This window comes from Streptomyces sp. NPDC030143 (genome assembly GCF_055573695.1).
This window is the reverse complement of the sequence record NZ_JBVIAY010000003.1, coordinates 226867-252325: the sequence shown is the minus strand read 5'-3', so window position 1 is coordinate 252325 and position 25459 is coordinate 226867. Positions and strand designations below refer to the sequence as shown.

Below are 25459 nucleotides of genomic sequence, written 5' to 3'. Positions count from 1 at the left end.
GGGGGGGTGTGGGCGTCCGCTCTTTGGGGGGAGGGGGGGCGGGGCGGGTGGTGGGTGTCCGCTCCCCGGCAGGCGTTGCATGGAAGGGAGGGAAGGGTGGCCGCGCCGGCCGGCGAGATCGTGGTGGACGTCAGCGGCAAGGTGCACAAGCCCGGGATCCACCGGCTTCCGGCGGGGGCGCGGGTGGTCGACGCCCTGAGCGCGGCCGGCGGAGTGCGGCCGGGCACGAACACCGACGGCCTCAACCGGGCCCGGTTCCTGGTGGACGGGGAACAGGTCGTCGTGGGTGTACCCGCGGTGGGCGCAGGCCCTGGCCTTGGCACAGGTCCGGTGGGCGGCGCGGCGGCCGCGGTGCCGTCGTCCCCCATCTCCCTCAACACGGCCACCGTGGAGCAGCTCGACGCGCTTCCGGGCGTGGGTCCCGTTCTGGCGCGGCACATCGTCGACCACCGCACGCAGCACGGCGGATTCCGCTCGGTGGACGAACTGCGTGAGGTGAACGGCATCGGCGAGCGGCGCTTCGCCGATCTGCGGCATCTGGTGCGGCCGTGAGCGGGGACGACGCCCTCCCTGCCCGCGGGCCGTCCGGCCGCCCCTACGGCTCCATCCCGCCGGTGGACCCGGGTCCCCGGGCCGGCCCGGGCTCCCGCCCGCGTCCCCGGCGACCCGTGCACATCTCTTCCGGGAACCGGCTGGGTGCGGCCCACCCGCGTCAGGAAGGGCCGGCGGACCTGCGGCTCGTCCCGCCCGCGCTCGCCGCCTGGGCGACGGCGGCGTGGACGCTGGGCGTGTCGCCGAGGATGGTGGTCGGTGTGGTGCTCGTCTGCGTGGGCGCGGCCGGTGTTCTCCTGGGCCTGCGGTGGGGTGGGGCGCGGGCGGGACGGCCGCAGGGACGGCGGCGCGGCTGGACGCGGACGACCGGCGCCGCGGTCCTTCTCTGCGCGGCAGGGGCCGCGGCCTCCGCCGGGTTGCACGGGGCCGACCTGCGGCGCGGGCCGGTGCCCGGGCTGGCGCGGGAGTACGCCACCGTCACCGCGGAGGTCGAGATCACCTCCGACCCGCGCCGGTCACGGCCCCGTGTGAAAGGGGACCACGTCACCCCGGAAGCGGTGCTGATCGACGCGGAGGTGCGCGAGGTCGAAACGACGGACGGTGCGGCGGTGGCGACCCGGGCGCCGGTGCTCGTGGTCGTCGATGCCGAGCGGGAGGGGCGGTGGCGCGAAGGACGGGAGGGGCGGCACGTCGGCGGGCCTGTGGGGTCGGTCCGTCCGCCTACGGGGGAGGCGTGGCTCGGGCTGCTGCCGTCCACCCGGGTGCGGGTGACCGGGCGGCTGGCCCCCGCGCTGACCGGCGCGGACCGGATCGCCGCCGTGCTGCGGGTGCGGTATCCGGCGGGTCCGGCAGTCGTGCGGGAACCGTCGGCGGCTCAGCGTGTGGCGGGCCGGTTGCGGGCGGGACTGCGCGCGGCCACCGACGAACTCCCCGCGGACGCGCGGGCGCTGCTGCCGGCGTTGGTCGTCGGGGACACCTCACGGATCACTCCAGAACTGGACGAGGCCTTCAAGGAGACGGACCTCGCCCACACGCTGGCCGTGTCCGGGAGCAACCTCACGATCATGCTGGCGCTGCTGCTGGGGCCGCCCGGCATGGCCCAGCTCGTCGAGCGGCGCGGACTGGCACCGCGCCTGGGCATTCCCCTCCGGGCGACCGCGCTGCTCGGCGGAGTGCTCACACTCGGGTTCGTCGTGGTGTGCCGTCCCGACCCGAGTGTGCTGCGGGCGGCGGCCTGCGGAGCCGTCGTGCTGCTGGCCCTCGCGACCGGCCGCCGCAGATCCCTGATCCCGGCCCTGGCGGCCGCGGTCCTGCTGCTGGTGCTGTACGACCCGTGGCTGGCCAGGAGCTACGGGTTCCTGCTGTCGGTCCTGGCCACGGGGGCGCTGCTGACGCTGGCGCCGCGCTGGAGTGCCGCGCTGCGACGGCGGCGGGTTCCTCCGCGACTCGCCGAGGCCCTGGCGGCTGCCGGAGCCGCGCAGGCGGTCTGTGCGCCGGTCGTGGCGGTGCTGTCGGCGCGGGTGAGTCTGGTGGCGGTGCCCTGCAATCTGCTCGTGGAGTTCGCGGTGGCGCCGGCCACGGTGCTGGGCTTCGCCACGTTGGCGACGGCGCCCGTCGTGATGCCCGTGGCCGAGGCGCTGGCCTGGTGCGCGAGCTGGCCGGCCGGGTGGATCGCCGGGGTCGCGCGGACCGGCGCGGCGCTGCCCGGTGCGGGAGTGGACTGGCCCGGCGGCTGGGGCGGGGCGCTGCTGCTCGCCCTCACCACGGCCGGGGTGGTGCTGCTCGGCCGCCGGCTGACGGGGCACCCGTGGCTGTGCGGTTTCTGCGGGGCGCTGCTGCTGCTCGTGGTGGTGCAGCCGCCGCCGCTGACCCGCGTGATCACGGGCTGGCCGCCACCGGGCTGGCGTCTGGCGATGTGCGACGTCGGCCAGGGGGACGCGACGGTGCTCGCGGCGGGCGAGGGCACGGGAGTGGTGGTGGACGCCGGACCGGACCCGGCCCTCGTCGACCGGTGTCTGCGCACCCTCGGCATCACCAGGATCCCGCTCGTCGTGCTCACCCACTTCCACGCCGACCATGTGGCGGGACTGCCGGGGGTGCTGCGGGGGCGGGCGGTCGGCGCGATCGAGACCACCGGATTCGAGGAACCCGTGGACCAGGTGGAGTTCGTGCGGAAGGAGGCACGGGACCGGAGGGTTCCGGTGGAGCGGGCCGTGGTCGGGGAGCGGCGGCGGCTCGGGGACCTCGACTGGGAGGTGCTGTGGCCGCCCCCGAGCTCCCGGACCCGCCCCGGCGGGCCGTGGCCGCCCGGGCTCCCGGCGCGGGGGGTACCGGAGCCGGAGGGGCCGAACGACGCCAGCGTGACGCTGCTGGTGCGGTCCGCCGGGCTGCGGATGCTGCTGCTCGGCGACCTCGAACCACCGGCCCAGCGGGCGCTGGCGCGGTCGCCGGCGGCCGCGCTGCTGGGCGGGGTCGACGTACTGAAGGTGGCGCACCACGGGTCGGCCTACCAGGACCCGGGTCTCCTGCGTGTGGTGGCACCCCGGGTGGCGCTGATCTCCTGCGGCGCGGACAACCCGTACGGACATCCCTCGCCCAGCACGGTCGCGGCGCTGCGCGCCACCGGCGCGGTGGTGCTGCGCACGGACCGGGAGGGGGCGCTGGCCGTGACCGGTGAGGGGGAGGGAGTGCGTGTGACCGGGGGGTTGCGGTGATCCTCGGGCGGGAGACTGAAGGCATGAATCCCGCACAGGTTGACGCCTACCTTCGCCGCCTGGGGGCCGAGCGCCCCGCACGGCCCACCGCCGAGGCCCTGCACGATCTGCATCTGCGCCACCTGCGGAGCGTGCCGTTCGAGAACCTGTCGATCCATCTCGGCGAGGAGATCGTGCTGGAGGAGAAGCGGCTGTTGGACAAGCTGGTGGGCGCGCGGAGAGGAGGGTTCTGTTACGAGCTGAACGGGGCGTTCGCGGCGCTGCTCGGCGCGCTCGGGTACCGGGTCACCCTGCTCGCGGCGCGGGTGTACGGGGAGGAGGGACGGCTCGGTGTCCCGTACGACCATCTCGCGCTGAGGGTGGGGGCGGAGGACGGGAGCGAGTGGCTGGCGGACGTCGGGTTCGGTGAGCACAGCCACCATCCGCTGAAATTCGCGGAGCGGGGGGAACAGGTGGAGCCCGGTGGGGTGTTCCGGATCGCCGAGGCGGGGCCGGACCCGGCGGGGGAGACCGGGCAAGCCGGGCCGGCAGGGGAGACCGGGTCGGCGGGTGAGAACGGGTCGGCCCGGGGCACCGACCTGGACGTCATCCGTAACGGCAGGCCCGAGTACCGGCTGGAGCTGCGGCCGCGGGCACTCGAGGACTTCGTGATCGGTGTGTGGTGGCAGATGACCTCTCCCACCGCGCACTTCACCCGGTCGCTGGTGTGCTCGCGGATCACGGACGACGGCGGGAGGGTGACGCTGGGGGGACGGCGGTTGAAGGTGACCGCGCCCGACGGGACGGTGCGGGCAGAGGAGTTGACGGAGGACCAGGAGGTACTGGCGGCGTACCGGGAGCGGTTCGGGATCGAATTGGAGCGGGTGCCGGAGGTGACGGGGCGGAGGTAGCGTCACGGGGTCGGAACGGACTTTCCCGCGATGTGGGCTCGTGTTGCCCCGAAAGCCGCATCGGTGATCGAATGCGTCTTCGGCAACAGGTGAGGTCAAGTCGCACAGGGGTGTCGTCGATGTTGGGCCGTTGGCTGGGAAACCGTACGAATCGGGTGCAACAAGTGAGTCCCCTCGCGGCGGTCCACACTCCGGCGACCGCCGGTGTGCTGAGCTGTCGGGTCCTGGACCCCGTCCACGAGCCGGTGCCGCACGCGGAGTTCGCGGTGAGCGACACGAAGGGGCGCAGGATCGTGAGCGGCGGGACCGATCCGTACGGGTCGTTCGTGACGACGGTGCCGGCGGGGGAGTACCGGCTCGCGGTGTCCGCCGAGGGGTACACGCCGTACCGGGCGACCGCGACCGTCGGGGAGAACGCGCTGGCCTCGCTCGGGGACGTGACGCTCCAGGTCGCCCGGCCGCCGGAGCTTCCCGCGCCGGGCGACTGGGAGATCGAGCCGACGCACTCCACGATCGGTTTCACCGCGCGGCACATCGGGCTCGCCCGCGTTCACGGGCGGTTCAACGCGTTCGCGGGGGCGGTGCGGATCGGTGAGCGGGTGGAGCAGTCGGCGATGCACGTGGTGATCGACGCTGCGTCCATCGACACGAACGTCAGGATGCGCGACGACCATCTGCGGTCGGCGGACTTCCTGGACGTGGCGAGGTTCCCGACGCTCGAGTTCTACAGCGAGCGGTTCGTGCACCGGGGCGGTGGTCGGTGGGCCGTCACCGGGGCGCTGTCGCTGCACGGCGTGACGCGGACGGTCACCCTCGACACCGAGTACCTCGGGCTGGGCACCGGAATGGAGGGCGAGGTGCGGGCCGCCTGCCGGGCGCGCACGGAGCTGCACCGGGACGACTTCACCGTGAGCTGGCAGACGATGCTGGCGCGGGGGATCGCCGTGGTGGGGCCGAGCATCCGCATCGACCTGGACGTGCAGATCGTGCCGAAGGCCTGAGGCGGACCCTGTGCCCGAGGGGCCGAGGTGGACCGCCGCGCCCAAAGGCTGAGGCGGGCGGGCTGCGGGCGGGAGCTGAGGCGTCGAGGTGGACGCCGTGCAGAGGGGGCTGAGGCGGGCTTCGGGCCCAGGGGCTGAGGCAGGCCTCGGGCCGGGAGCTGAGGGTGTCGAGGTGGACGCCGTGTCGAAGCGCTGAGGCGGACCTCCGGCGGGCCGTGGGGTGGGCGTGCCGGAAAATGACCGGGTGAGCTACGTGAGACATGTGCTGGTGCTGCCCGACCGCGACTCCGCCGAGGAAGTGGTGGAGGCACTCGGGGAGCGGTTCGGGGTGCGGGAGGAGCCGCAGGTCGTCCGGGACGCGCTGGCCGGGGAGGACGACGCGGAGGACGCGCAGTGGCTGGTGGTCCTGCGGGACGAGGAGGGGCGGCTCGACGCGGGGGAGTTGGACGCGTTCGCGCAGGAGTGGGAGGGGTGGCGGGAAGAGCCGTAGGCGGCCGCCGCCTCGGGGACGCCGGCGGCACAACCGCCGCCGGAGCCGCGGAGCCGCGGAGCCGCCGAAGCAGCCGATGCCGAGCCCGTCGCCCGAGCCGCCGAGCCGCCCGAGCCCCCGAGCCCCCGAGGCCGCCGCCCGGGCCGCCCGAGCCCGAGCCGTCGCCGGGGTCGTCACTGGTGACGGAGCCGCGTGCGTCGGCCTTGCCGTGGGCTGCGCGGGGGGAAGTTCGTGAGGTGTTGACCGGACTACCGAAGGACTCGCCGAGCCGGGGTGCGTCACCCAAGCGGCGTAGTCGATGGTGCGCTTCCGAACGAGCAAGGAGCGCAACGGAGTTGGGCTACTACTCGCGTGATGTCCGTTTGATTCGCCTGCCGCGGTGGGGCCGCGTTGCCGCGAACCAGGGCGTAGTGCCATGGCTGGTCTTCGATGAGGAGGGGAGAGCGGTGGAGCCGGTACGCCGGTATCTGATCGATGTCGTCGCCCGGTACAACCGGCCCGGAAGTGTCCGCAGCTATGCCTTCGACCTGCTGCGGTGGTGGCGGTGGCTGCGGGTGGTCGACGTTCCGTGGAACCAGGCCACTCCGGCCGAAGGACGGGACTTCGCGTTGTGGCTGGGGACGACGGTCAAGGTCCCCAACGCTGCGCGGACGGTGTCCGCCGCGACGGCGGGCACCATCAACCCGATCACGCCACCGCACGCATGCACCAACGGGTGCGCGAACGGCTCCCCCACCTCCCGCTGCTGATCCAGACGGCCGAGCGAGTACACCGCGAGGCCGCTGCCCTGCTGGAGGCCGCTCGAGCCACCCCCTTCGACGGGGTCTTCGAGCACGATGGGACGAGTTACCTGCGGGAGCTGCTGAAGGTGAACCAGGTACCCAGCCGGCTGGACCACGGCTCGCCGCACGTCTACATCAGACCGGTCGGTACCACCGGACGGCGGATCAACCAGAGCCTCGTGGAGGACGACGCCTTCTGGTCCTGGGCGGTCATCGAGACCCTACGGCACACCGGAGTGCGTGCCGAGGAACTGACGGAACTAACGCATCTGGCGCTGGTTCCCTACCGGCTGCCCGAGACCGGAGAAGTCAGCGCGTCAGGGCTGACAGGGGCAGCGTGGACGGCGAAGACGGGCCATCGCCGGGGTGAGCCGAAAAGGGGCCGTGAGAGGCAAGGGGGTGCGCCGCGCTGGTCTGCGTCACCAGCGGAGCGCCGCGCTGAGCTCACCGCCCACAGCGACGAGACCTCCCCTCACGGGGTGCTGGAGTCCCTGGCGCACAGTGCGTGGTCGATCAGGGCGCTGGCCGCGTTCTCCTGCTGCAGTATGTGCTCCTTGGTGTCGCCGCGGGCCTCGGACATGGAGACCACAGCGCTTCGACGCCCGTCATCGGTGACGCCGTTGAGGGTGATGTAGCCGCCGTCCCCGCCCTCGTGGCTCCAGTAGGTTCCTCCGCATCCCAGGGGGCGTTCGACCAGGCCGAGACCGTATCGGCCCTTGGGCCACAGCTCCTGGACCTTCGCGCTCACGGGGACGGTCTGCTTCATCTTGGCCAGCTGCCGTGCCGGTAGTAGGCGGCCGTCGAGCAGCGCGCGGAAGAAGCGGTTCTCATCCCGAGTGGTCGTGACCCACGAAAGGTTCGCGTAGTCCACGGGTATCTGGTCGGTGACATTCACCCGGGAACCGGGGCCGAAGAGCTGGTAAGCCTGGGCGTGGGGCCGGGGCAGGGTGGGCGAGGTGCCCATCCACCGGGTCTGGTCGAGGCCCAGCGGACGCAGGATGCGGTTTTTGATCTCTTGGTGAGCGGGGTGGCCGGTGGCCTTGTGGATGATCATGTCGAGCAGGACGTAGCCGGTGTTGGAGTACGCCCAGCCCTTGCCGGGCAAGAAGTCCTCCGGCTCATGGGCCATGGCGAGGTCGACCAGCTGCTCGGGTTCGTAGATGTTGTGGCGCTGCTGGTAGTACTCCTTCGGCGTGGTGTATCCGGGCAGGGCGTCCCGGATGCCGCTGGTGTGCTGGAGCAGGTGGCGGATGGTGATCTGACTGCCGTCGTTGCCGTTGCCCCGCACCACTCCTGGCAGCCAGTGGTCGACCGTGTCGGCCAGGGACAGCCTGCCCTCGGCCTCCAGCTGGAGGACCACCGTGGCGACCAGCGTCTTGGACGTGCTGGCCATGCGGAAGTAACCGCCGGAAGAGACCGGGCGGCCGGTGTTCAGGTCGGCGGTACCGCTGGTGGCGACTGACTGCCGACCGTCAGGCGCGATCACGCGGGCCTGCACACCGCTCACACCGAGGGCGTGGATCGCCTTGGTGTCCCGGCGTAACTGCTCCACAGGGGAGGGACCGGCGGGCTGAGCGATGGCGGGGACCACCTCGGCGGCGAGCAGTGTAGCGACACCGAGTGCCATGACCAGGTGCTTTCGCAGAGTCGAAGTCATGGCTGGACGCTAGTTTCGCCCCCCACCGGGGCGCGATCCGGCGCACCCCGAGATCGGAACGGGGGATAACCCCCCAGCGCGGGCCGTCGCCAGTCTGGCGTCGATCTGCCGAGCGCGGTGTGACGGTTCGCGAATCCAACACCACCGAGCGGTCCCGCCGTCAGACGGGACCGCTCTCTTGTCGAAGGAGCCTCCACCTTGATCGTTTCCTTAGTCCGGAAAAGGCGCCTCGGGGGCGTCGGCTGTGGCACAGCCGTTGCCGGAGCCGCGAGCCCGGCGCCCGGGCCGTCGAGCCCGCCGCCCGGGCCGTCGGGCCGTCGAGCCCGCCGCGCGTACCGCCGATCCCGAGCCGTCGCCGGGGTCGTCACTGGTGACGGAGCCGCGTGCGTCGGCCTTGCCGTGGGCTGCGCGGGGGGAAGTCCGTGGCGCCTCGGAGGCGCCGGCCGTGGCACAGCCGTTGCCGGGAGCCGGGAGCCGGGAGCCGGGAGCCGGGAGCCGGGAGCCGGGAGCCGGGAGCCGCGGAGCCGCCGATGCCGAGCCCGCCGCCGGAGCCGCCGAGCCCGCCGCCGGAGCCGCCGAGCCCGTCGCCCGAGCCGCCGAGCCCGCCGCCCGTACCGCGGCCCGCCGCCCGTACCGCCGAGCCCGCCGTCCGAGCCGCCGAGTTCCCCGGGCCGTCGCCGATGAAGGAGCCGCGGGCGCCGGTCCTGCCGTGGGCTCGGCGGGGGGACTTCGTTGTCAGTGGCCCGTGCCATGCTTGTCCCGATGGCCAGGAAGACCGCGAATGACGACCCTCTCGCCCCGGTGACGCTCGCCGTGGGCCAGGAGGACCTGCTCCTCGACCGTGCCGTGCAGGAGGTGGTGGCCGCCGCCCGGGCCGCCGACGCCGACACGGACGTACGGGACCTGACCCCCGAGCAGGTCCAGCCCGGCACGCTCGCCGAGCTGACCAGCCCCTCGCTCTTCGCCGAGCGCAAGGTGGTGGTCGTGCGCAACGCGCAGGACCTGTCCGCCGACACGGTCAAGGACGTGAAGGCCTACCTCGGGTCGCCCGCCGAGGAGATCACCCTCGTGCTGCTGCACGCGGGCGGGGCCAAGGGCAAGGGGCTGCTCGACGCCGCGCGCAAGGTGGGGGCGCGGGAGGTGGCCTGTCCGAAGATGACCAAGCCGGCGGACCGGCTGGCCTTCGTGCGGGGCGAGTTCCGGGCGACCGGCCGGTCGGCGACGTCCGAGGCCTGCCAGGCGCTCGTCGACGCGATCGGCAGCGACCTGCGGGAGCTGGCCTCCGCCGTGTCGCAGCTCGTCGCGGACGTCGAGGGGACGATCGACGAGGCGATCGTCGGACGCTACTACACCGGGCGGGCCGAGGCGTCGAGCTTCACGGTCGCCGACCGGGCGGTCGAGGGGCGGGCCGCGGAGGCCCTGGAGGCGCTGCGCTGGTCGCTGTCCACCGGGGTCGCGCCCGTGATGATCACCAGTGCGCTGGCGCAGGGCGTGCGGGCGATCGGGAAGCTGTCCTCCGCGCGCGGTGGCCGGCCGGCCGATCTCGCGCGGGAGCTGGGCATGCCGCCGTGGAAGATCGACCGGGTGCGCCAGCAGATGCGCGGCTGGACGCCGGACGGGGTCGCGATCGCCCTGCGGGCGGTGGCCGAGGCGGACGCGGGGGTGAAGGGCGGCGGGGACGACCCCGAGTACGCGCTGGAGAAGGCGGTCGTGACGATCGCCCGGGCGGCGCGGTCCCGCGGGCGGTAGGGGCCTCACCTCCGCCGGGTGATCCAGTGGCCGCGCCGTGTGCGGCGAGGAGAATCGGAAGGGTCAGCCGTCATCGCCGAACACGGAAGGGTGGCGATCGCCATGGCTGAGCACCCGCACGCCAGGCTCGTCCGCGAGGGTTACGAGGCGTTCCAGCGCGGGGACATGGACACCCTGCGCGGCATGATGACCGGGGACTGCACCCACCATGTGCCCGGTTCGCATCCGCTCTCCGGGGACTACAAGGGGGTCGACTCGGTCCTCCGCGACTACTACGGCCGGCTCGCCTCGGAAACGGGCGGCTCGTTCCGCGTCGAGCCGCGCAACATCTTCGTCGACGGCCGTGGACACGCGATGTCCGTGCACCACGCCACCGCGGACCGGGGCGACAAGCACCTCGACGAGATGGGCGGCATCGTCTTCCGGATCGTCGGGGACAAGATCAGCGACCTCGACGAGTGTGTCGCGGACATGGACAAGAGCAACGAGTTCTGGTCGTGACCACCGCCGCGGGCGCACGGCATGCCGAAGGCCCCGGCTCCCGCCCTGGGGAAGGGAGAGGGGCCGGGGCCTTCGGATCAAGCGTTTCGAGCTCGTCCCCGCGTGGCGAACGCAGGCCGCGGACGAGCTCTGGGTGCCGGCCGGGGGCGGATGAGAGAGGGCCCGCCCGAGGTCCTGCCGGCGATCAGTCCAGGTGAGGAGTTCAGCCCTGGAGGGACGCGACCTGGGAAGCAAGCGCCGACTTCTTGTTGGCGGCCTGGTTCTTGTGGATGACGCCCTTGGCGACGGCCTTGTCGAGCTGACGCGCAGCAGCGCGCTGGAGCTCGGTGGCCTTCGCGACGTCACCGGCGGCGGCGGCCTCACGGGCCTTGCGGATCGCGGTCTTCAGGGAGGACTTGACGGCCTTGTTGCGCAGCCGAGCCTTCTCGTTGGTCTTGATCCGCTTGATCTGGGACTTGATGTTCGCCACGAATGAGCCTTTTCAGGTTCAGGCACGGGGCCGCACGGGTGCCGCACGGATCCGGTACCGGGTGATTTCTGAGACGTGCCTCGTGCTGAGAGGACATGAGACACAGCGACCCAGGCTACCAGTGGCCCGGAGAACAGCCCAAACCGGTTCCCGGTCGCCGCCCGTGGGACCATGGAGACTACGTATCGATCCGACCCGAGGCATAAGGCGCCTCAAGAGACAGGACCCTGCGTGCCCGCGACCCCTAACAATGTGCCCGAGCCGAGCCGTACCGACCCGGCTCTGATCCGCAACTTCTGCATCATCGCGCACATCGACCACGGCAAGTCCACGCTCGCCGACCGGATGCTCCAGCTGACCGGTGTGGTCGAGCAGCGGCAGATGCGTGCTCAGTACCTCGACCGCATGGACATCGAGCGTGAGCGCGGCATCACGATCAAGTCCCAGGCGGTGCGTCTGCCGTGGGCCCCGACCACGGACCCCGGCACCACGCACATCCTCAACATGATCGACACCCCCGGGCACGTCGACTTCACCTACGAGGTCTCGCGGTCGCTCGCCGCCTGCGAGGGCACCGTCCTCCTCGTCGACGCCGCCCAGGGCATCGAGGCGCAGACCCTCGCCAACCTCTACCTGGCGATGGAGAACGACCTCACGATCATCCCCGTGCTGAACAAGATCGACCTGCCGGCCGCGCAGCCCGAGAAGTTCGCGGAGGAGCTCGCCAACCTGGTCGGCTGCGACCCCGGTGACGTGCTGCGGGTCTCCGCGAAGACCGGCGTCGGCGTCGACGCGCTGCTCGACAAGGTCGTCCGCGAGATCCCGCCGCCGGTCGGCGTCAAGGACGCGCCCGCCCGCGCGATGATCTTCGACTCCGTGTACGACTCCTACCGGGGCGTGGTCACGTACGTCCGTGTCATCGACGGCCAGCTCAACAAGCGCGAGCGGATCCGGATGATGTCCACCGGCGCCACCCACGAGCTGCTGGAGATCGGCACCAACTCGCCGGAGATGCTGTCGGCCGACGGCCTCGGCGTCGGCGAGGTGGGCTATCTGATCACCGGTGTGAAGGACGTCCGCCAGTCCAAGGTCGGCGACACCGTCACCAGCCAGGCGAAGGGCGCGACGGAGGCCCTCGGCGGGTACAAGGACCCGAAGCCGATGGTCTTCTCCGGTCTGTATCCGCTGGACGGCTCCGACTACCCCGAGCTGCGCGAGGCCCTGGACAAGCTCCAGCTCAACGACGCCGCGCTGGTCTACGAGCCGGAGACCTCGGCCGCCCTCGGCTTCGGCTTCCGCGTCGGCTTCCTCGGCCTGCTCCACCTGGACGTGATCCGTGAGCGGCTGGAGCGCGAGTTCGGCCTCGACCTGATCGCCACCGCGCCCAACGTGGTCTACCGCGTGGTCATGGAGGACCGCAGCGAGCACGTCGTCACCAACCCGAGCGAGTTCCCCGAGGGGAAGATCAGCGAGGTGTACGAGCCGGTCGTGCGCGCCACCATCCTGGCGCCGACCGAGTTCATCGGCTCGATCATGGAGCTGTGCCAGACCCGGCGCGGCACCCTGCTCGGCATGGACTACCTCTCCGAGGACCGGGTCGAGATCCGCTACACCCTCCCGCTCGCGGAGATCGTCTTCGACTTCTTCGACCAGCTGAAGTCGAAGACGCGCGGCTACGCGTCGCTGGACTACGAGCCCACCGGCGAGCAGACCTCCAGCCTGGTCAAGGTCGACATCCTGCTGCACGGCGACAAGGTGGACGCCTTCTCGGCGATCACCCACAAGGACGCCGCGTACGCCTACGGGGTGCGGCTCGTCGCCAAGCTGCGCGAGCTCATCCCGCGGCAGGCCTTCGAGGTGCCGATCCAGGCCGCCATCGGCTCCCGGGTGATCGCCCGCGAAACCATCCGCGCCATCCGCAAGGACGTCCTCGCCAAGTGTTACGGCGGTGACATCTCCCGCAAGCGCAAGCTGCTGGAGAAGCAGAAGGAAGGCAAGAAGCGGATGAAGATGGTCGGTTCGGTGGAGGTCCCTCAGGAGGCCTTCATCGCCGTCCTGAGCAGCGACGACTCCGGGGGCTCCGGAAAGGGCAAGAAATAGCCATCGGGACACCGCTTTCCAGGGCCCGCCGCGCCGTCGCGCGGCGGGCCCTGTGTCTGCCATCCGGAGGAAGTGGAGGTCCGTCGCCCCTTACGCACTGGCCAGTCGCGCTCTACTCTGATCTCTGCTCGATAGTTACTCGCGAGTTAAACAACAGTCGTATTGAGCCAGCCGCATCGTCGCGGGCCCCCGGAGGATGTCGTGAGCGACACACAGACACTGATCGAGAACCGTCCGCCGTCCGTCGCGGGGCTCTTCCTGGAGCGCGTCGCGGCCACGCCGGACGCGGAGGCGTACCGCCACCCCGTGCCGGCGGCGTCCGGGCAGGGTCCGGACGACTGGAGGTCGCTGAGCTGGGCGCAGGCCGCCGAGCGGGTCTTCGCCATCGCCGCCGGTCTGATCGAGCTGGGCGTGCGGCCCGAGCAGCGGGTGGCGCTCGCCTCCTCCACCCGCATCGAGTGGATCCTCGCCGACCTCGGCATCATGTGCGCCGGCGCGGCCACGACGACGGTCTACCCGCAGACCAACGCCGAGGAGTCGGCCTTCATCCTCTCCGACTCCGAGAGCCGGGTGCTGATCGCCGAGGACGCGGCCCAGCTCGCCAAGGCGGTCGAGAAGCGTGCCGACCTCCCGGAGCTCACCCATGTGGTCGTGGTCGACCCGGCCGGCGTTCAGAGCGGGGAGGACTGGATCCTCACCCTCGACGAGCTGGAGAAGCGCGGTGCCGCGCGCCTGGAGAAGGACCCCGACCTGATCAAGGAGCGGGTCGCCGCGATCGGCCGCGACCAGCTCGCCACCCTGATCTACACCTCCGGCACCACCGGCCGCCCCAAGGGCGTGCGTCTCCCGCACGACAACTGGTCGTACATGGCGAAGGCGATCGCCGCGACCGGGCTGGTGGGCCCGGACGACGTGCAGTACCTCTGGCTGCCGCTCGCGCACGTCTTCGGCAAGGTGCTCACCTCCGGGCAGATCGAGGTCGGGCACGTCACCGCCGTCGACGGCCGCGTCGACAAGATCATCGACAACCTTCCGGTCGTCCAGCCCACGTACATGGCGGCCGTGCCGCGCATCTTCGAGAAGGTCTACAACGGCGTGGCCGCCAAGGCCCGGGCCGGCGGCGGCGCCAAGTACAAGATCTTCCAGTGGGCGGCGGAGGTCGCCCGCGAGTACGCCAAGGTCTCCCAGGACAACTTCCGGCGCACCGGGACGGCGTCGGTGCCGTTCGGACTGGGCGCCAAGCACAAGGTCGCCGACGCGCTCGTGTACGCCAAGATCCGTGAGGCGTTCGGCGGGAACCTGCGGGCCTGTGTGTCCGGCTCCGCCGCGCTCGCGCCCGAGATCGGCTACTTCTTCTCCGGCGCCGGCATCCACATCCTGGAGGGCTACGGCCTGACCGAGTCGTCCGCCGCCTCCTTCGTCAACCCAGGTGAGGCCTACCGCACCGGCACGGTCGGCAAGCCGCTGCCCGGCACCGAGGTGCGCATCGCCGACGACGGCGAGATCCTGCTGCGCGGCCCCGGCATCATGGAGGGCTACCACGGGCTGCCCGACAAGACCGCCGAGGTGCTGGAGCAGGACGGCTGGTTCCACACCGGCGACATCGGCGAACTCTCGCCCGACGGATACCTGCGCATCACCGACCGCAAGAAGGACCTCATCAAGACGTCCGGCGGCAAGTACATCGCGCCCGCCGAGGTCGAGGGACACTTCAAGGCGGTGTGCCCGTACGTGTCGAACATCCTCGTGCACGGCGCCGACCGGAACTTCTGCACCGCGCTCATCGCCCTGGACGAGCCGTCCATCCTGGCGTGGGCCGAGGAGAACGGCCTGGGCGGCAAGTCGTACGCCGAGGTGGTCGCCGCCCCGGCGACCGTCTCCCTCGTCCAGGGGTACGTCGAGCAGCTCAACGCCGGGCTCCAGCGGTGGCAGACGATCAAGAAGTTCCGGTTGCTTCCCCGCGACCTGGACGTGGAGCACGGCGAGATCACGCCGAGCCTGAAGCTGAAGCGGCCGGTCGTGGAGCGGGAGTACAAGCACCTGATCGACGAGATGTACGCGGGGGCACGGGAGTCGTAGTCCGGGGCGACGGAGCGGGCGACCACGGGCACGCCGCGGCCGTCCGCGCCTCGGGGTGGGGCCTTGCACCAGGGGCGCTTGCTCAGGCCGCGCGGCCCGGGCGCCCATGGTGCAAGGGCCCCTGAGCGATGTCGGCGCGTATTCACGGTGCCTTGGCGTCTCTCCCGAGCCTCCGCATCCCACGGTCCTTTCGCTACCTCATGGACGCGACCAGGGGCACCCGCTCCGGCCTCACGGTCGCGGACTTCGCGTCCGGCGCCGCCCCCGCGGTGCCTGCGCGTCTCCTCGCCCGCGGTGCCTGCGCGTCTCCTCGCCCTCGTGCCGCCTCGACGGCCCCTCGCCGGCGGGGCCCCCTCAGCCCCTCGTCGGCGGGCCCCCTCGACGGCTCCGCAACGCGCCCCGCGGCCCCCCGCGTGCGACGCGGTCGCGCGTCCGCTTCCACTCAGCCCCGTTCAAAGCCGACCTGACTCCGCTCCCCGACCGGACAGATCCCGCCCTCTTCCCTCACCCGAACCGGCCCACTTCCGTCACTCCGCGCACCGGAGCGGGGGCTGTCTGTCACGCTGGCGGCACTGTCCGAGGCGTAATCGCCCGAGCTGCCCGGGGAGCTGTGCATGGGGGCCATTCCGACGCAACGGGAGACCGTTTCCCGGGCCGGCGGTGCGCCCGCGCACGCGGACGGCCCCGCGCAGACGCGCGCGACACTGGCCGGCGGCTCCCTCGCGCCCGGCGCCGCCCGTGACCTCGTCCGCGCGGCGCTGACGGAGTGGGCGGACCGGGGTCTGTCCGGCACCGGCGAACGCGCCGACCGCCTCGCCCAGGACGCGGTACTCGTCGTCAGCGAACTGGTCACCAACGCTGTCGTGCACGCCGGCACCGACATCGAGCTGGTGTGCCGGCTGGAGGAGGAGGCCGGCGGCCGCGCGGTCGTCGTGGAGGTCTCCGACCTCCACCCCTCCCGCGCCCCCCGCGACGGCGTGCCCGAGCCGCCGTACGAGACTCCGGAGTACGGCCGGGGGCTGCGGCTGGTCGCGGCGCTCGCCGACGCCTGGGGGGTGACGTACCGCAGGGGCGTGAAGACGGTGTGGGCGCGGCTGCCGCCCCGCGGAACCGACGACGGGCCGCGGCCGCCCGGAGCGGGCGCCGGCGACCCGGCCGACGCCCTCACCCTCGCCGAGGCCCTCGCCCCCGCCCCGCAGCCCACCGCCCGCGACCGGGACTGGCTCGGCCGTGGCGCGCTGTCCTTCCTCGCCGAGGCCTCCGACCTGCTCGCCGGACAGCTCGACGAGGAGCTGGTCGCGGCCCTCACCGGGCAGCTGATCGTGCCGCGTCTCGCCGACTGGTGCGCGGTGTGGCTGGAGGACGAGCTGAGCGGCCGGGGCGACGGACCGGCCGCGTTACGGTCAGGGCCCGGGCCCGCCCGCGTCTGGCACGGCAGCGAGACCCACCTCGAGGAGCTGCGCCGGGCCCTGGAGAAGGAGCCGCCGAGCCCGTCCGACGGCCTGTGCCCCGGCCCCGCCGCCTACCCCTGGCCCGCCGCCGCGATGGGTCCGCGCGGCGCCGCCCTCGCCTACCGGCTGATCGCGGGCGGCCGACCGCTCGGCACCCTGGTGATCGGACGGGCCGGCCTGCTGCGCTTCCCCGATGAGATCACCGGCCTGGTGGAGGACCTCGGCCGCAGGGTGGCGCTCGCCATCGGCGCGGCCCGCCAGTACGCCCGCCAGGCCACCATCAGCGCCGTCCTCCAACGCGGCCTGCTGCCCGGCGCGGTCGCGGAGATCCCCGGCCTGCGCAGCGCCCTCGTCCACGAGCCGCGCGAGCAGGGCGGGCCGAGCGGCGACTTCTACGACCTGTTCCCGGCGGGCGACGGCCGCTGGTGCTTCGCCGTGGGCGACGTGCAGGGCAAGGGCCCGGAGGCCGCCGTCGTCATCGGCCTGGCCCGCCCCTGGCTGCGGTTGCTCGCCCGCGAGGGCTACGGCGTGGCCGACGTCCTCGACCGCCTCAACCAGCTCCTCCTCGACGACGCGACCGAGGCCGCCGACGCCGCCGCCCGCGCCTTCGTGGGCCCCGCCGGTCCCGGCGACGGCCCGCAGACCCGTTTCCTCTCCCTCCTCTACGGCGAGCTGGTCCCCCACGACGGCGGTGTCCGCTGCACCCTCGCCTCCGCCGGTCACCCCCTGCCGCTGCTGCTGCGCCCCGACGGCGCGGTCAGCACGGCCGCGCACCCCCAGACGCTGCTCGGGGTGATCGAGGACGCGACGTACACCAGCGAGACCCTGGAGCTGCGTCCGGGCGACAGCCTGCTGTGCGTCACCGACGGCGTCACGGAGCGGCGCTCGGGTTCACGCCAGTTCGACGACGGCGACGGGCTCGCGCTCGCGCTCGCCGGCTGTGCGGGCCTCGACGCGGAGCTGATCGCCGAGCGCATCCGCCGGCTGGTGCACGACTTCGGCGGGCAGCCGCCGGAGGACGACCTGGCGCTGCTGGTGCTGCAGGCGGAGTAGGACCTCCAGGGGTGCTGGACAATGGAACGCATGCCTTCCGCACTTCCCGACGGTGAGCCGGTCCCCGACGACGGCGCGCTCCCGGCGCACGCGCTCGCCGGCGCCGCCGACCGCCCCCTCGGGTTCTACCTGCACGTCCCGTACTGCGCGACCCGCTGCGGCTACTGCGACTTCAACACCTACACCGCCACCGAGCTGCGCGGCACGGGCGGAGTCCTCGCCTCCCGCGACAACTACGCCGACACCCTGATCGACGAGATCCGGCTGGCCAGGAAGGTCCTCGGCGACGACCCGCGCGAGGTCCGCACTGTTTTCGTCGGCGGTGGCACGCCGACCCTGCTGGCCGCCGGTGACCTGGTGCGGATGCTGGGCGCGATCCGCGACGAGTTCGGCCTCGCGGCCGACGCGGAGGTCACGACGGAGGCGAACCCGGACTCGGTCGACCCGGCGTACCTGGCCGTCCTGCGCCGGGGCGGCTTCAACCGGATCTCCTTCGGCATGCAGAGCGCGAAGCGGCACGTGCTGCGCGTACTGGACCGCACGCACACCCCGGGGCGCCCCGAGGCGTGTGTGGCGGAGGCGCGCGCGGCCGGCTTCGAGCACGTCAACCTGGACCTGATCTACGGCACGCCGGGCGAGTCCGACGACGACTGGCGGGCGTCGCTGGACGCGGCGCTCGGCGCCGGCCCCGACCACGTCTCGGCCTACGCCCTGATCGTCGAGGAGGGCACCCAGCTGGCCCGCCGGATCCGCCGGGGCGAGGTCCCGACGACGGACGACGACGTCCACGCCGACCGCTACCTGATCGCCGAGGAGACCCTCGCGGCGGCGGGCTACGACTGGTACGAGGTGTCCAACTGGGCCACCTCGCGGGCCGGCCGCTGCCTGCACAACGAGCTGTACTGGCGCGGCGCGGACTGGTGGGGCGCGGGGCCCGGGGCCCACTCGCACGTCGGCGGCGTGCGCTGGTGGAACGTCAAGCACCCCGGGGCGTACGCGGCGGCACTGGCGGCGGGGCGGTCGCCGGGGGCGGGACGCGAACTGCTCTCGGACGAGGACCGGCGCGTCGAGCGGATCCTGCTGGAGCTGCGGCTGCGCGAGGGCGTGCCGCTGGCGCTGCTGCGGGTGGCGGGGCTCGCGGCCGCGCGGCGGGCGCTGGCGGAGGGACTGCTGCAGGAGCAGCCGTACGGGGAGGGGCGGGCCGTGCTGACCCTGCGGGGCCGGCTGCTCGCGGACGCGGTGGTGCGGGACCTGGTCGACTAGGGGTGTGTCGAAAGTCCCGCGCAGCACCCACGGCGCCCGTCACGCCCTCTCGCCGCACCGGCCGAAAGCCCGAGTGCACCCCAGTACGAGCGCTTTCGTCCGGCACGCCGAGAGCACGCACCGGACACCGCACAGGGCTTTCGAAGCACCCCCTGGGCGCCGTGCCCTGCGTAGCCGGCCCGTGGCCACGGGCCGGCTACGCGGTGACGAAGTCGATCAGTTCCTCGACCCGGCCCAGCAGCTCCGGCTCCAGGTCCTTGTACGAGTCGACGCGCGCCAGGATCGCCTGCCACACGGCACCGGTGTTGTCCGAGGGCCAGCCGAGCGCGCGGCAGACGCCCGTCTTCCAGTCCCGGCCGTGCGGGACGCGGGGCCAGGAGGGGATGCCGACGGACGACGGCTTCACCGCCTCCCAGATGTCGATGTACGGGTGCCCGACCACCAGCGCGTGCTCGCTGGTGACCTGCTGTGCGATGCGCCACTCCTTGGAGCCCGGCACCAGGTGGTCCACCAGGACGCCGAGGCGCGCGTCCGGGCCCGGGGCGAAGTCGTCGACGATCGACGGCAGGTCGTCCACGCCCTCCAGGTACTCCACCACCACGCCCTCGACACGCAGGTCGTCGCCCCACACCTTCTCGACCAGCTCGGCGTCGTGCCGGCCCTCGACGTAGATGCGGCCGGCGCGGGCCACGCGGGCGCGGGCGCCGGGGACGGCGACCGACCCGGATGCCGTCCGGGTGGGGCGCGTGGGCCCCGACGCGGGCCGTACGAGCGTCACCGCCCTGCCTTCCAGCAGGAAACCGCGCGGCTCCAGCGGGAACACCCGGTGTCTGCCGAAGCGGTCCTCCAGGGTGACCGTGCCCGCCTCGCAGCGGACCACCGCACCGCAGAAACCGGTGCCCGGCTCCTCCACCACCAGTCCGGGCTCCGCGGGGACCTCGGGGACCGGCCGGGGCTTCTTCCAGGGCGGGGTCAGATCGGCGGAGTACTGGCGCATTCGGATGACGATAGGAGAAGCGCGGGGCCGATCACGGCGACACGCCGAACCGGGACGCCAGCGCGTCCCGCTGCGCCCGCACGAACGCCGCGTCCACGACCGCGCCGTGCCCCGGCACGTACAGCGCGTCCTCGCCGCCGAGGTCGAGCAGCCGGTCGAGGGCGGCCGGCCAGCGGGACGGGACGGCGTCGGGGCCGGCCTGCGGTTCGCCCGACTCCTCCACCAGGTCGCCGCAGAAGACGACCCCCGGCGAGCCCGGGACCAGCACCGCCAGGTCGTGGGCCGTGTGGCCGGGACCGACGTTCGCCAGCAGCACCCGCCGGCCGCCGCCGAGGTCGAGCGTCCGCTCGCCGGAGACCGGGTGGCGCGGGCGGGCCAGGGCGTCCACGGACTGAGCGGCCACCGCCGCGTCCAGCCCGTTGCGCACCGCGTCCGCCCGCAGCTCCTCGGCCCCGAGGCCGCCCCGCGTCAGCACCGACTCCGCTCCCACCGCCGCGAACACCTCCGCGCCCGTGAACGCCGCGGCGCCGAGGACGTGATCGAAGTGGGGGTGGGTGAGCGCGAGATGGGTCACACGGTGACCGGTCAGCCGCTCGGCCCCCGCCCGCAGCTCCGCCCCCTCGGCGAGGCTCGACCCGGCGTCCACCACCAGCGCCGCCCCGGCCCCGACGACCAGCCCGGCCGTGCAGTCCCACACCGGCAGCCGTCGCCGTCCGACCCCCGCCGCGACCCGCTCCCATCCGAGCTCTTCCCAAGTCACCGTCATACCGCGACGCTAGCCGTACGGGGCCCGACCTTGCCCCGGGTGTACCCCACCGCCGTACACTGGCCCGGGGGACGCTGGCACTCGGATGTGACGAGTGCCAGGCGAGGCGCAAGGGGACGACTTCTGGAGGTGTGTGCGCCCATGCTGAGTGAACGACGGCTCCAGGTACTGCGCGCCATCGTCCAGGACTACGTCGGCACCGAGGAGCCGGTCGGCTCCAAGGCGCTCACCGAGCGGCACAACCTCGGCGTCTCCCCGGCGACGGTCCGCAACGACATGGCGGCCCTCGAGGACGAGGGGTACATCGCCCAGCCGCACACCAGCGCGGGGCGGATTCCCACGGACAAGGGGTACCGCCTCTTCGTCGACAAGCTGGCCGGGGTCAAGCCGATGACGGCCCCCGAGCGGCGGGCCATCCAGAACTTCCTCGACGGCGCCGTCGACCTCGACGACGTCGTGGCGCGGACGGTACGGCTGCTCGCGCAGCTCACGCGGCAGGTCGCCGTCGTGCAGTACCCGTCCCTGACCCGGTCCACCGTGCGGCACGTGGAGTTGTTGTCGCTCGCCCCCGCCCGGCTGATGCTCGTGCTGATCACGGACACCGGCCGGGTCGAGCAGCGGATGGTGGACTGCCCCGCACCGTTCGGCGAGGCCTCGCTGGCGGATCTGCGCGCGCGGCTGAACAGCCGGGTCGCGGGCCGCCGCTTCACCGACGTGCCGCGTCTGGTGGAGGACCTGCCGGACGCCTTCGAGGCGGAGGACCGCGGTACGGTCTCGACGGTGCTCTCCACCTTGCTGGAGACCCTCGTCGAGGAGAACGAGGAGCGGCTGATGATCGGCGGCACCGCCAATCTCACCCGCTTCGGACATGACTTCCCTCTCACCATCCGGCCCGTCCTGGAGGCCCTCGAGGAGCAGGTCGTGCTCCTCAAACTCCTGGGCGAGGCGGGCGATTCGGGCATGACCGTGCGCATCGGCCACGAGAACGCCTACGAGGGACTCAACTCCACGTCGGTGGTGTCGGTCGGCTACGGTTCGGGCGGCGAGGCAGTCGCCAAGCTCGGCGTGGTCGGACCGACCCGCATGGATTACCCGGGAACGATGGGAGCGGTACGCGCAGTGGCACGGTACGTCGGACAGATCCTGGCGGAGTCGTAGGTGGCCACGGACTACTACGCCGTTCTCGGCGTGCGCCGCGACGCGTCGCAGGAAGAGATCAAGAAGGCCTTCCGGCGGCTCGCCCGCGAGCTGCACCCGGACGTCAACCCCGATCCGAAGACCCAGGAGCGGTTCAAGGAGATCAACGCCGCTTACGAGGTGCTGTCGGACCCGCAGAAGAAGCAGGTCTACGACCTCGGCGGCGACCCGCTCTCGCAGGCGGGCGGCGGCGCGGGCGGTTTCGGCGCCGGCGGCTTCGGCAACTTCTCCGACATCATGGACGCCTTCTTCGGCACGGCGTCCCAGCGCGGACCGCGCTCGCGCACCCGCCGCGGCCAGGACGCGATGATCCGGCTGGAGATCGACCTCGAGGAGGCGGCCTTCGGCACGACCAAGGACATCCAGGTCGACACGGCGATCGTCTGCGCCACCTGCAGCGGCGAGGGCGCCGCTCCCGGGACCAGCGCCCAGACGTGCGACATGTGCCGCGGCCGCGGCGAGGTCTCGCAGGTGACGCGGTCCTTCCTCGGCCAGGTCATGACCTCCCGGCCCTGCCCCCAGTGCCAGGGCTTCGGCACGGTCGTGCCGACCCCGTGCCCGGAGTGCGCCGGCGACGGCCGCATCCGCTCCCGGCGGACGCTCACCGTGAAGATCCCCGCCGGTGTCGACAACGGCACCCGCATCCAGCTCGCCGGTGAGGGCGAGGTCGGCCCGGGCGGCGGTCCCGCCGGAGACCTGTACGTCGAGATCCACGAGCTGCCGCACGCGATGTTCCAGCGGCGCGGGGACGACCTGCACTGCACGGTCACCCTCCCGATGACGGCCGCGGCCCTCGGCACCAAGGTGCCGCTGGAGACGCTGGACGGGCTGGAGGAGGTCGACATCCGGCCCGGCACCCAGTCCGGCCAGTCGATCCCGCTGCACGGGCGGGGCGTCACCCATCTGCGCGGCGGCGGCCGCGGCGACCTGATCGTCCACGTCGAGGTCCAGACGCCGACGAAGCTCGACCCCGAGCAGGAGCGGCTGCTGCGGGAACTGGCCAAACTGCGGGGCGAGGAGCGGCCGCAGGGGCAGTTCCAGCCGGGGCAGCAGGGGCTGTTCTCGCGGCTGAAGGACGCGTTCAACGGGCGCTGACCCAGGCCGGGCGACAAGGGGAAGGCCCGATTCGGACTTGTTCGGGGGACGTGACAACATGCCGTCATGTCCTCCGCGCTGACCGATCTCTGCCCCCATCCGATCGTGCAGGCCCCCATGGCGGGCGGCGTCTCCGTGCCGGAGCTCGCCGCCGCCGTGTCGGAGGCCGGCGGGCTCGGGTTCCTCGCCGCCGGGTACAAGACCGCCGACGGCATGTACCAGGAGATCAAGCAGATGCGGGGGCTCACCTCCCGCCCCTTCGGCGTGAACCTGTTCATGCCGCAGCCCGAGCAGCCCGGCGCGGGCACCGGCTCCGACACAGCGGCCAACGCCGTACCCCCCTCCGGCGCCGTCGAGGTGTACGCCCACCAGCTCGCCGGTGAGGCCGCCTGGTACGAGACGGAGCTGGGCGACCCGGACAGCGGCCGGGACGACGGCTACGACGCCAAGCTCGCGGTGCTGCTGGACGACCCGGTGCCGGTGGCGTCGTTCCACTTCGGCGTGCCGAGCCCGCAGGCCCTGGAGTCACTGCGCCGCGCCGGAACGTTCACGCTGGTCACCGCCACCACCGTCGACGAGGCGCTCGCCGTGGAGCGGGCCGGCGCGGACGCGGTGATCGTGCAGGGCGCGGAGGCCGGCGGACACCAGGGCACCCACCGGGACGTCCCGGAGAACGACGGCTCCGCCATCGGCCTGCTGTCCCTGCTCGCGCAGATCCGCGAGGCCGTGGGCCTGCCGCTGGTCGCCGCCGGCGGCATCATGCGCGGCAGCCAGATCGCCGCCGTCCTCGCGGCCGGTGCGAGCGCCGCCCAGCTGGGCACCGCCTTCGTGGCGACGCCGGAGTCGGGCGCGGCCGCCGTGCACAAGCGGGCCCTGACCGACCCCCTGTTCGTGCGCACCGAGCTGACCCGCGCCTTCTCCGGCCGCCCGGCGCGCGGCCTGGTCAACCGCTTCCTGCGCGAGCACGGCCCCTACGCGCCCGCCGCCTACCCGGAGGTCCACCACCTCACCTCGCCGCTGCGCAAGGCGGCCGCCAAGGCGGGCGACGCGCAGGGCATGGCGCTGTGGGCGGGGCAGGGTCACCGGATGGCCCGCGACCTGCCCGCCGGCCGGCTCGTGGAGGTCCTGGCCGCCGAGCTCGACGCGGCGCGGGCGCCCCTGACGCAGCCGGGGGAGGGCCGATGACGGCTCCGGTGTTCGTCGTCGACGACCTCCCGGACGGCCGCCCCGAGTTCGTGGTGGACGGCCCCGAGGGCCGGCACGCCGTGTCCGTGAAGCGGCTGCGGCCGGGCGAGGCGGTCGTCCTCACCGACGGGGCTGGCCGCTGGGCCGAGGGCGAGGTCGTCGCCGCCGAGGGCAAGGACCGGCTGGTCGTCGCCCTCGAGGACGTGGTGGAGGAGCCCGCCGAGACGCCCCGGATCACCGTCGTGCAGGCGCTGCCCAAGGGCGACCGGGGCGAGCTGGCCGTGGAGACGATGACCGAGACCGGCGTCGACGCGATCGTGCCGTGGGCGGCCTCCCGCTGCATCACCCAGTGGAAGGGCGAACGCGGACTGAAGGCGCTCGCCAAGTGGCGGGCCACCGCCCGCGAGGCCGGCAAGCAGTCCCGCCGGGTCCGTTTCCCCGAGGTGACCGAAGCGGCGACCAGCCGGCAGGTCGCGGACCTCCTCGCGGGGGCCGACTTCGCCGCCGTGCTCCACGAGGACCGCGCCTACGGCAGCGAGCCCCTGGCGACCGCCCAACTGCCCGCCGCCGGGGAGATCGTGCTCGTCGTCGGGCCCGAAGGGGGCGTGTCCCCCGAGGAGTTGGCGCTGTTCGAGGAGGCGGGTGCGCGCGCGTACCGGCTGGGGCGGAGCGTGCTGCGCACCTCGACCGCCGGGACGGCCGCCGCGGCCCTGCTCCTGGGCAGGACCGGCCGCTGGTCCTGAACCGTCCGCCGACCCTTGGTCCGGTCACCGACTTCGCCGCCCGCCACCCCTTCGCCGACGGGTTCTCAGGCCGCAGTCGGGCGCGGCACGGGCCGTACCGGAGGTGTTCGCCCGCGACCGGGTCGGCGGGGATCGCCGTCCAGGACCGGACGACGGTGGCGGGGGCGCCCGGCGAGCCGGGCGACGGATCGAGCGGGCACCGTTCGCTGGTGGCGTTGCGCGTCGACGACCCGGACGCCTCCTGCGTGCAGGTCACCGCCCGGGGCGCCACCCCGCCGCACGGGCCGGCGCCCCTGACGGAGCGGATGCGCGTCGCGCACCTCAAGAACCCGCAGGGCCATCCGGCGGGGCGTCGGGAGTGGTTGCTGCTGCGCGGCTGAGGGCGGCGGCCGGGAGCAGCTCCCAGCCGTCGATCTCCCCGTCGGGCAGCGGTCCGCGCCGCAGCGCCTCCTCGAGGAGGGCGCGCACGGTGCCCGGCTCGTGCAAATTCAGGTAGTGGCCGCCGGCGACCACGCCGCCCGTGTGCAGGGTGGCGCCGGCGAGCGCCCGGCCCGGACCCTCGGGGAACACGATCCGGGTGCGCACGCCGTCCCGGTGCAGGGTGAGGATCTCCCGGCAGTCCCTTCCGTCGCGGTGACGGTGACGGACCGTCCACAGATAGGTGGTGCTCTCGTCGACGGTGAGCTTCCTGGCACGGCGGGCGTTGCGCATGGGGTTCACGGTAG

The 25459-nt window shown here is 73.1% G+C and carries 22 protein-coding genes; 17 read left to right on the top strand and 5 right to left on the bottom strand.

What is annotated here, in order from left to right; all coding sequences use genetic code 11:
- The 6 genes from ACZ4YY_RS07275 to ACZ4YY_RS07250 form a co-directional block, all read left to right on the top strand.
- Positions 1–552, top strand: a 552-nt coding sequence (locus ACZ4YY_RS07275) for a ComEA family DNA-binding protein (protein ID WP_468284742.1), incomplete at its 5' end; no start/stop codon positions are given.
- 116 nt (positions 553–668) lie between these two features.
- Positions 669–3266 carry a ComEC/Rec2 family competence protein gene (locus tag ACZ4YY_RS07270; RefSeq protein WP_468284740.1) on the top strand — a complete coding sequence of 866 codons (2598 nt, stop codon included), beginning with the start codon at positions 669–671 and terminating at the stop codon, positions 3264–3266.
- A gap of 23 nt (positions 3267–3289) precedes the next feature.
- A complete protein-coding gene (locus ACZ4YY_RS07265; protein WP_468284738.1) occupies positions 3290–4156 on the top strand; it encodes an arylamine N-acetyltransferase family protein in 867 nt (288 codons plus the stop codon).
- 119 nt (positions 4157–4275) lie between these two features.
- The gene (locus ACZ4YY_RS07260) at positions 4276–5157 is read left to right on the top strand and encodes a YceI family protein (protein ID WP_468284736.1); all 882 of its coding nucleotides are present in this window, start codon (positions 4276–4278) and stop codon (positions 5155–5157) included.
- A gap of 244 nt (positions 5158–5401) precedes the next feature.
- Positions 5402–5647, top strand: a complete 246-nt coding sequence (locus ACZ4YY_RS07255; protein ID WP_468284734.1) for a hypothetical protein — start codon at positions 5402–5404, stop codon at positions 5645–5647.
- 446 nt (positions 5648–6093) lie between these two features.
- Positions 6094–6396 (top strand): site-specific integrase, encoded by a 303-nt coding sequence (locus tag ACZ4YY_RS07250; RefSeq protein ID WP_468284732.1) that lies wholly within the window; start codon positions 6094–6096, stop codon positions 6394–6396.
- Positions 6397–6901: 505 nt separating this feature from the next.
- On the opposite strand, the gene ACZ4YY_RS07245 is transcribed toward ACZ4YY_RS07250, so the two are convergent.
- Positions 6902–8086 (bottom strand): serine hydrolase domain-containing protein, encoded by a 1185-nt coding sequence (locus ACZ4YY_RS07245; protein ID WP_468284730.1) that lies wholly within the window; start codon positions 8084–8086, stop codon positions 6902–6904.
- Between the two features lie 762 nt (positions 8087–8848).
- On the opposite strand from ACZ4YY_RS07245, the gene holA reads away from it, so the two are divergent.
- Complete coding sequence (holA, locus tag ACZ4YY_RS07240) at positions 8849–9835, top strand: DNA polymerase III subunit delta (protein ID WP_468284728.1); 987 nt, start codon at positions 8849–8851, stop codon at positions 9833–9835.
- Between the two features lie 102 nt (positions 9836–9937).
- Complete coding sequence (locus tag ACZ4YY_RS07235; RefSeq protein WP_468284726.1) at positions 9938–10336, top strand: nuclear transport factor 2 family protein; 399 nt, start codon at positions 9938–9940, stop codon at positions 10334–10336.
- Between the two features lie 202 nt (positions 10337–10538).
- Here ACZ4YY_RS07235 and rpsT read toward each other — a convergent pair whose 3' ends face one another.
- Positions 10539–10805, bottom strand: a complete 267-nt coding sequence (gene rpsT / locus ACZ4YY_RS07230) for a 30S ribosomal protein S20 (protein WP_468284724.1) — start codon at positions 10803–10805, stop codon at positions 10539–10541.
- 231 nt (positions 10806–11036) lie between these two features.
- On the opposite strand from rpsT, the gene lepA reads away from it, so the two are divergent.
- The 4 genes from lepA (at position 11037) to hemW (ending at position 18751) form a co-directional block, all read left to right on the top strand.
- A complete protein-coding gene (gene lepA / locus ACZ4YY_RS07225) occupies positions 11037–12905 on the top strand; it encodes a translation elongation factor 4 (protein ID WP_468284722.1) in 1869 nt (622 codons plus the stop codon).
- A gap of 201 nt (positions 12906–13106) precedes the next feature.
- Complete coding sequence (locus tag ACZ4YY_RS07220) at positions 13107–14984, top strand: AMP-dependent synthetase/ligase (protein WP_468284720.1); 1878 nt, start codon at positions 13107–13109, stop codon at positions 14982–14984.
- A 614-nt stretch (positions 14985–15598) separates the two neighbouring features.
- On the top strand, positions 15599–17488 hold the full coding sequence (locus ACZ4YY_RS07215; protein ID WP_468284718.1) for a SpoIIE family protein phosphatase: 1890 nt from the start codon (positions 15599–15601) through the stop codon (positions 17486–17488).
- A 30-nt stretch (positions 17489–17518) separates the two neighbouring features.
- A complete protein-coding gene (gene hemW, locus ACZ4YY_RS07210; protein WP_468284716.1) occupies positions 17519–18751 on the top strand; it encodes a radical SAM family heme chaperone HemW in 1233 nt (410 codons plus the stop codon).
- Between the two features lie 196 nt (positions 18752–18947).
- Here hemW and ACZ4YY_RS07205 read toward each other — a convergent pair whose 3' ends face one another.
- Together ACZ4YY_RS07205 and ACZ4YY_RS07200 are read right to left on the bottom strand one after the other, a co-directional pair.
- Positions 18948–19748 (bottom strand): DUF3097 domain-containing protein, encoded by an 801-nt coding sequence (locus ACZ4YY_RS07205; RefSeq protein ID WP_468284714.1) that lies wholly within the window; start codon positions 19746–19748, stop codon positions 18948–18950.
- A 31-nt stretch (positions 19749–19779) separates the two neighbouring features.
- Positions 19780–20514, bottom strand: coding sequence for an MBL fold metallo-hydrolase (locus ACZ4YY_RS07200; protein ID WP_468284712.1), 735 nt, complete (start codon positions 20512–20514; stop codon positions 19780–19782).
- Positions 20515–20655: 141 nt separating this feature from the next.
- On the opposite strand from ACZ4YY_RS07200, the gene hrcA reads away from it, so the two are divergent.
- The 5 genes from hrcA to ACZ4YY_RS07175 all read left to right on the top strand — a co-directional run bounded on the left by hrcA (position 20656) and on the right by ACZ4YY_RS07175 (position 25114).
- Positions 20656–21672, top strand: a complete 1017-nt coding sequence (hrcA, locus tag ACZ4YY_RS07195; protein ID WP_468284710.1) for a heat-inducible transcriptional repressor HrcA — start codon at positions 20656–20658, stop codon at positions 21670–21672.
- Positions 21673–22806: a molecular chaperone DnaJ gene (gene dnaJ / locus ACZ4YY_RS07190; RefSeq protein ID WP_468284708.1), complete on the top strand. Its 1134-nt coding sequence runs from the start codon at positions 21673–21675 to the stop codon at positions 22804–22806.
- Between the two features lie 66 nt (positions 22807–22872).
- Entirely contained in the window at positions 22873–23991 is a 1119-nt protein-coding gene (locus ACZ4YY_RS07185; protein WP_468284706.1) for a nitronate monooxygenase, read from the top strand.
- Complete coding sequence (locus ACZ4YY_RS07180; protein ID WP_468284704.1) at positions 23988–24734, top strand: 16S rRNA (uracil(1498)-N(3))-methyltransferase; 747 nt, start codon at positions 23988–23990, stop codon at positions 24732–24734. The genes ACZ4YY_RS07185 and ACZ4YY_RS07180 overlap by 4 nt, the downstream gene beginning before the upstream one ends.
- The gene (locus ACZ4YY_RS07175) at positions 24731–25114 is read left to right on the top strand and encodes a VOC family protein (RefSeq protein WP_468285274.1); all 384 of its coding nucleotides are present in this window, start codon (positions 24731–24733) and stop codon (positions 25112–25114) included. The genes ACZ4YY_RS07180 and ACZ4YY_RS07175 overlap by 4 nt, the downstream gene beginning before the upstream one ends.
- Here the strand turns inward: ACZ4YY_RS07175 and ACZ4YY_RS07170 are convergent.
- The gene (locus ACZ4YY_RS07170) at positions 25056–25445 is read right to left on the bottom strand and encodes a hypothetical protein (RefSeq protein WP_468284702.1); all 390 of its coding nucleotides are present in this window, start codon (positions 25443–25445) and stop codon (positions 25056–25058) included. The two genes, ACZ4YY_RS07175 and ACZ4YY_RS07170, sit on opposite strands and share 59 nt — an antisense overlap.
- Positions 25446–25459: the final 14 nt, after the last annotated feature.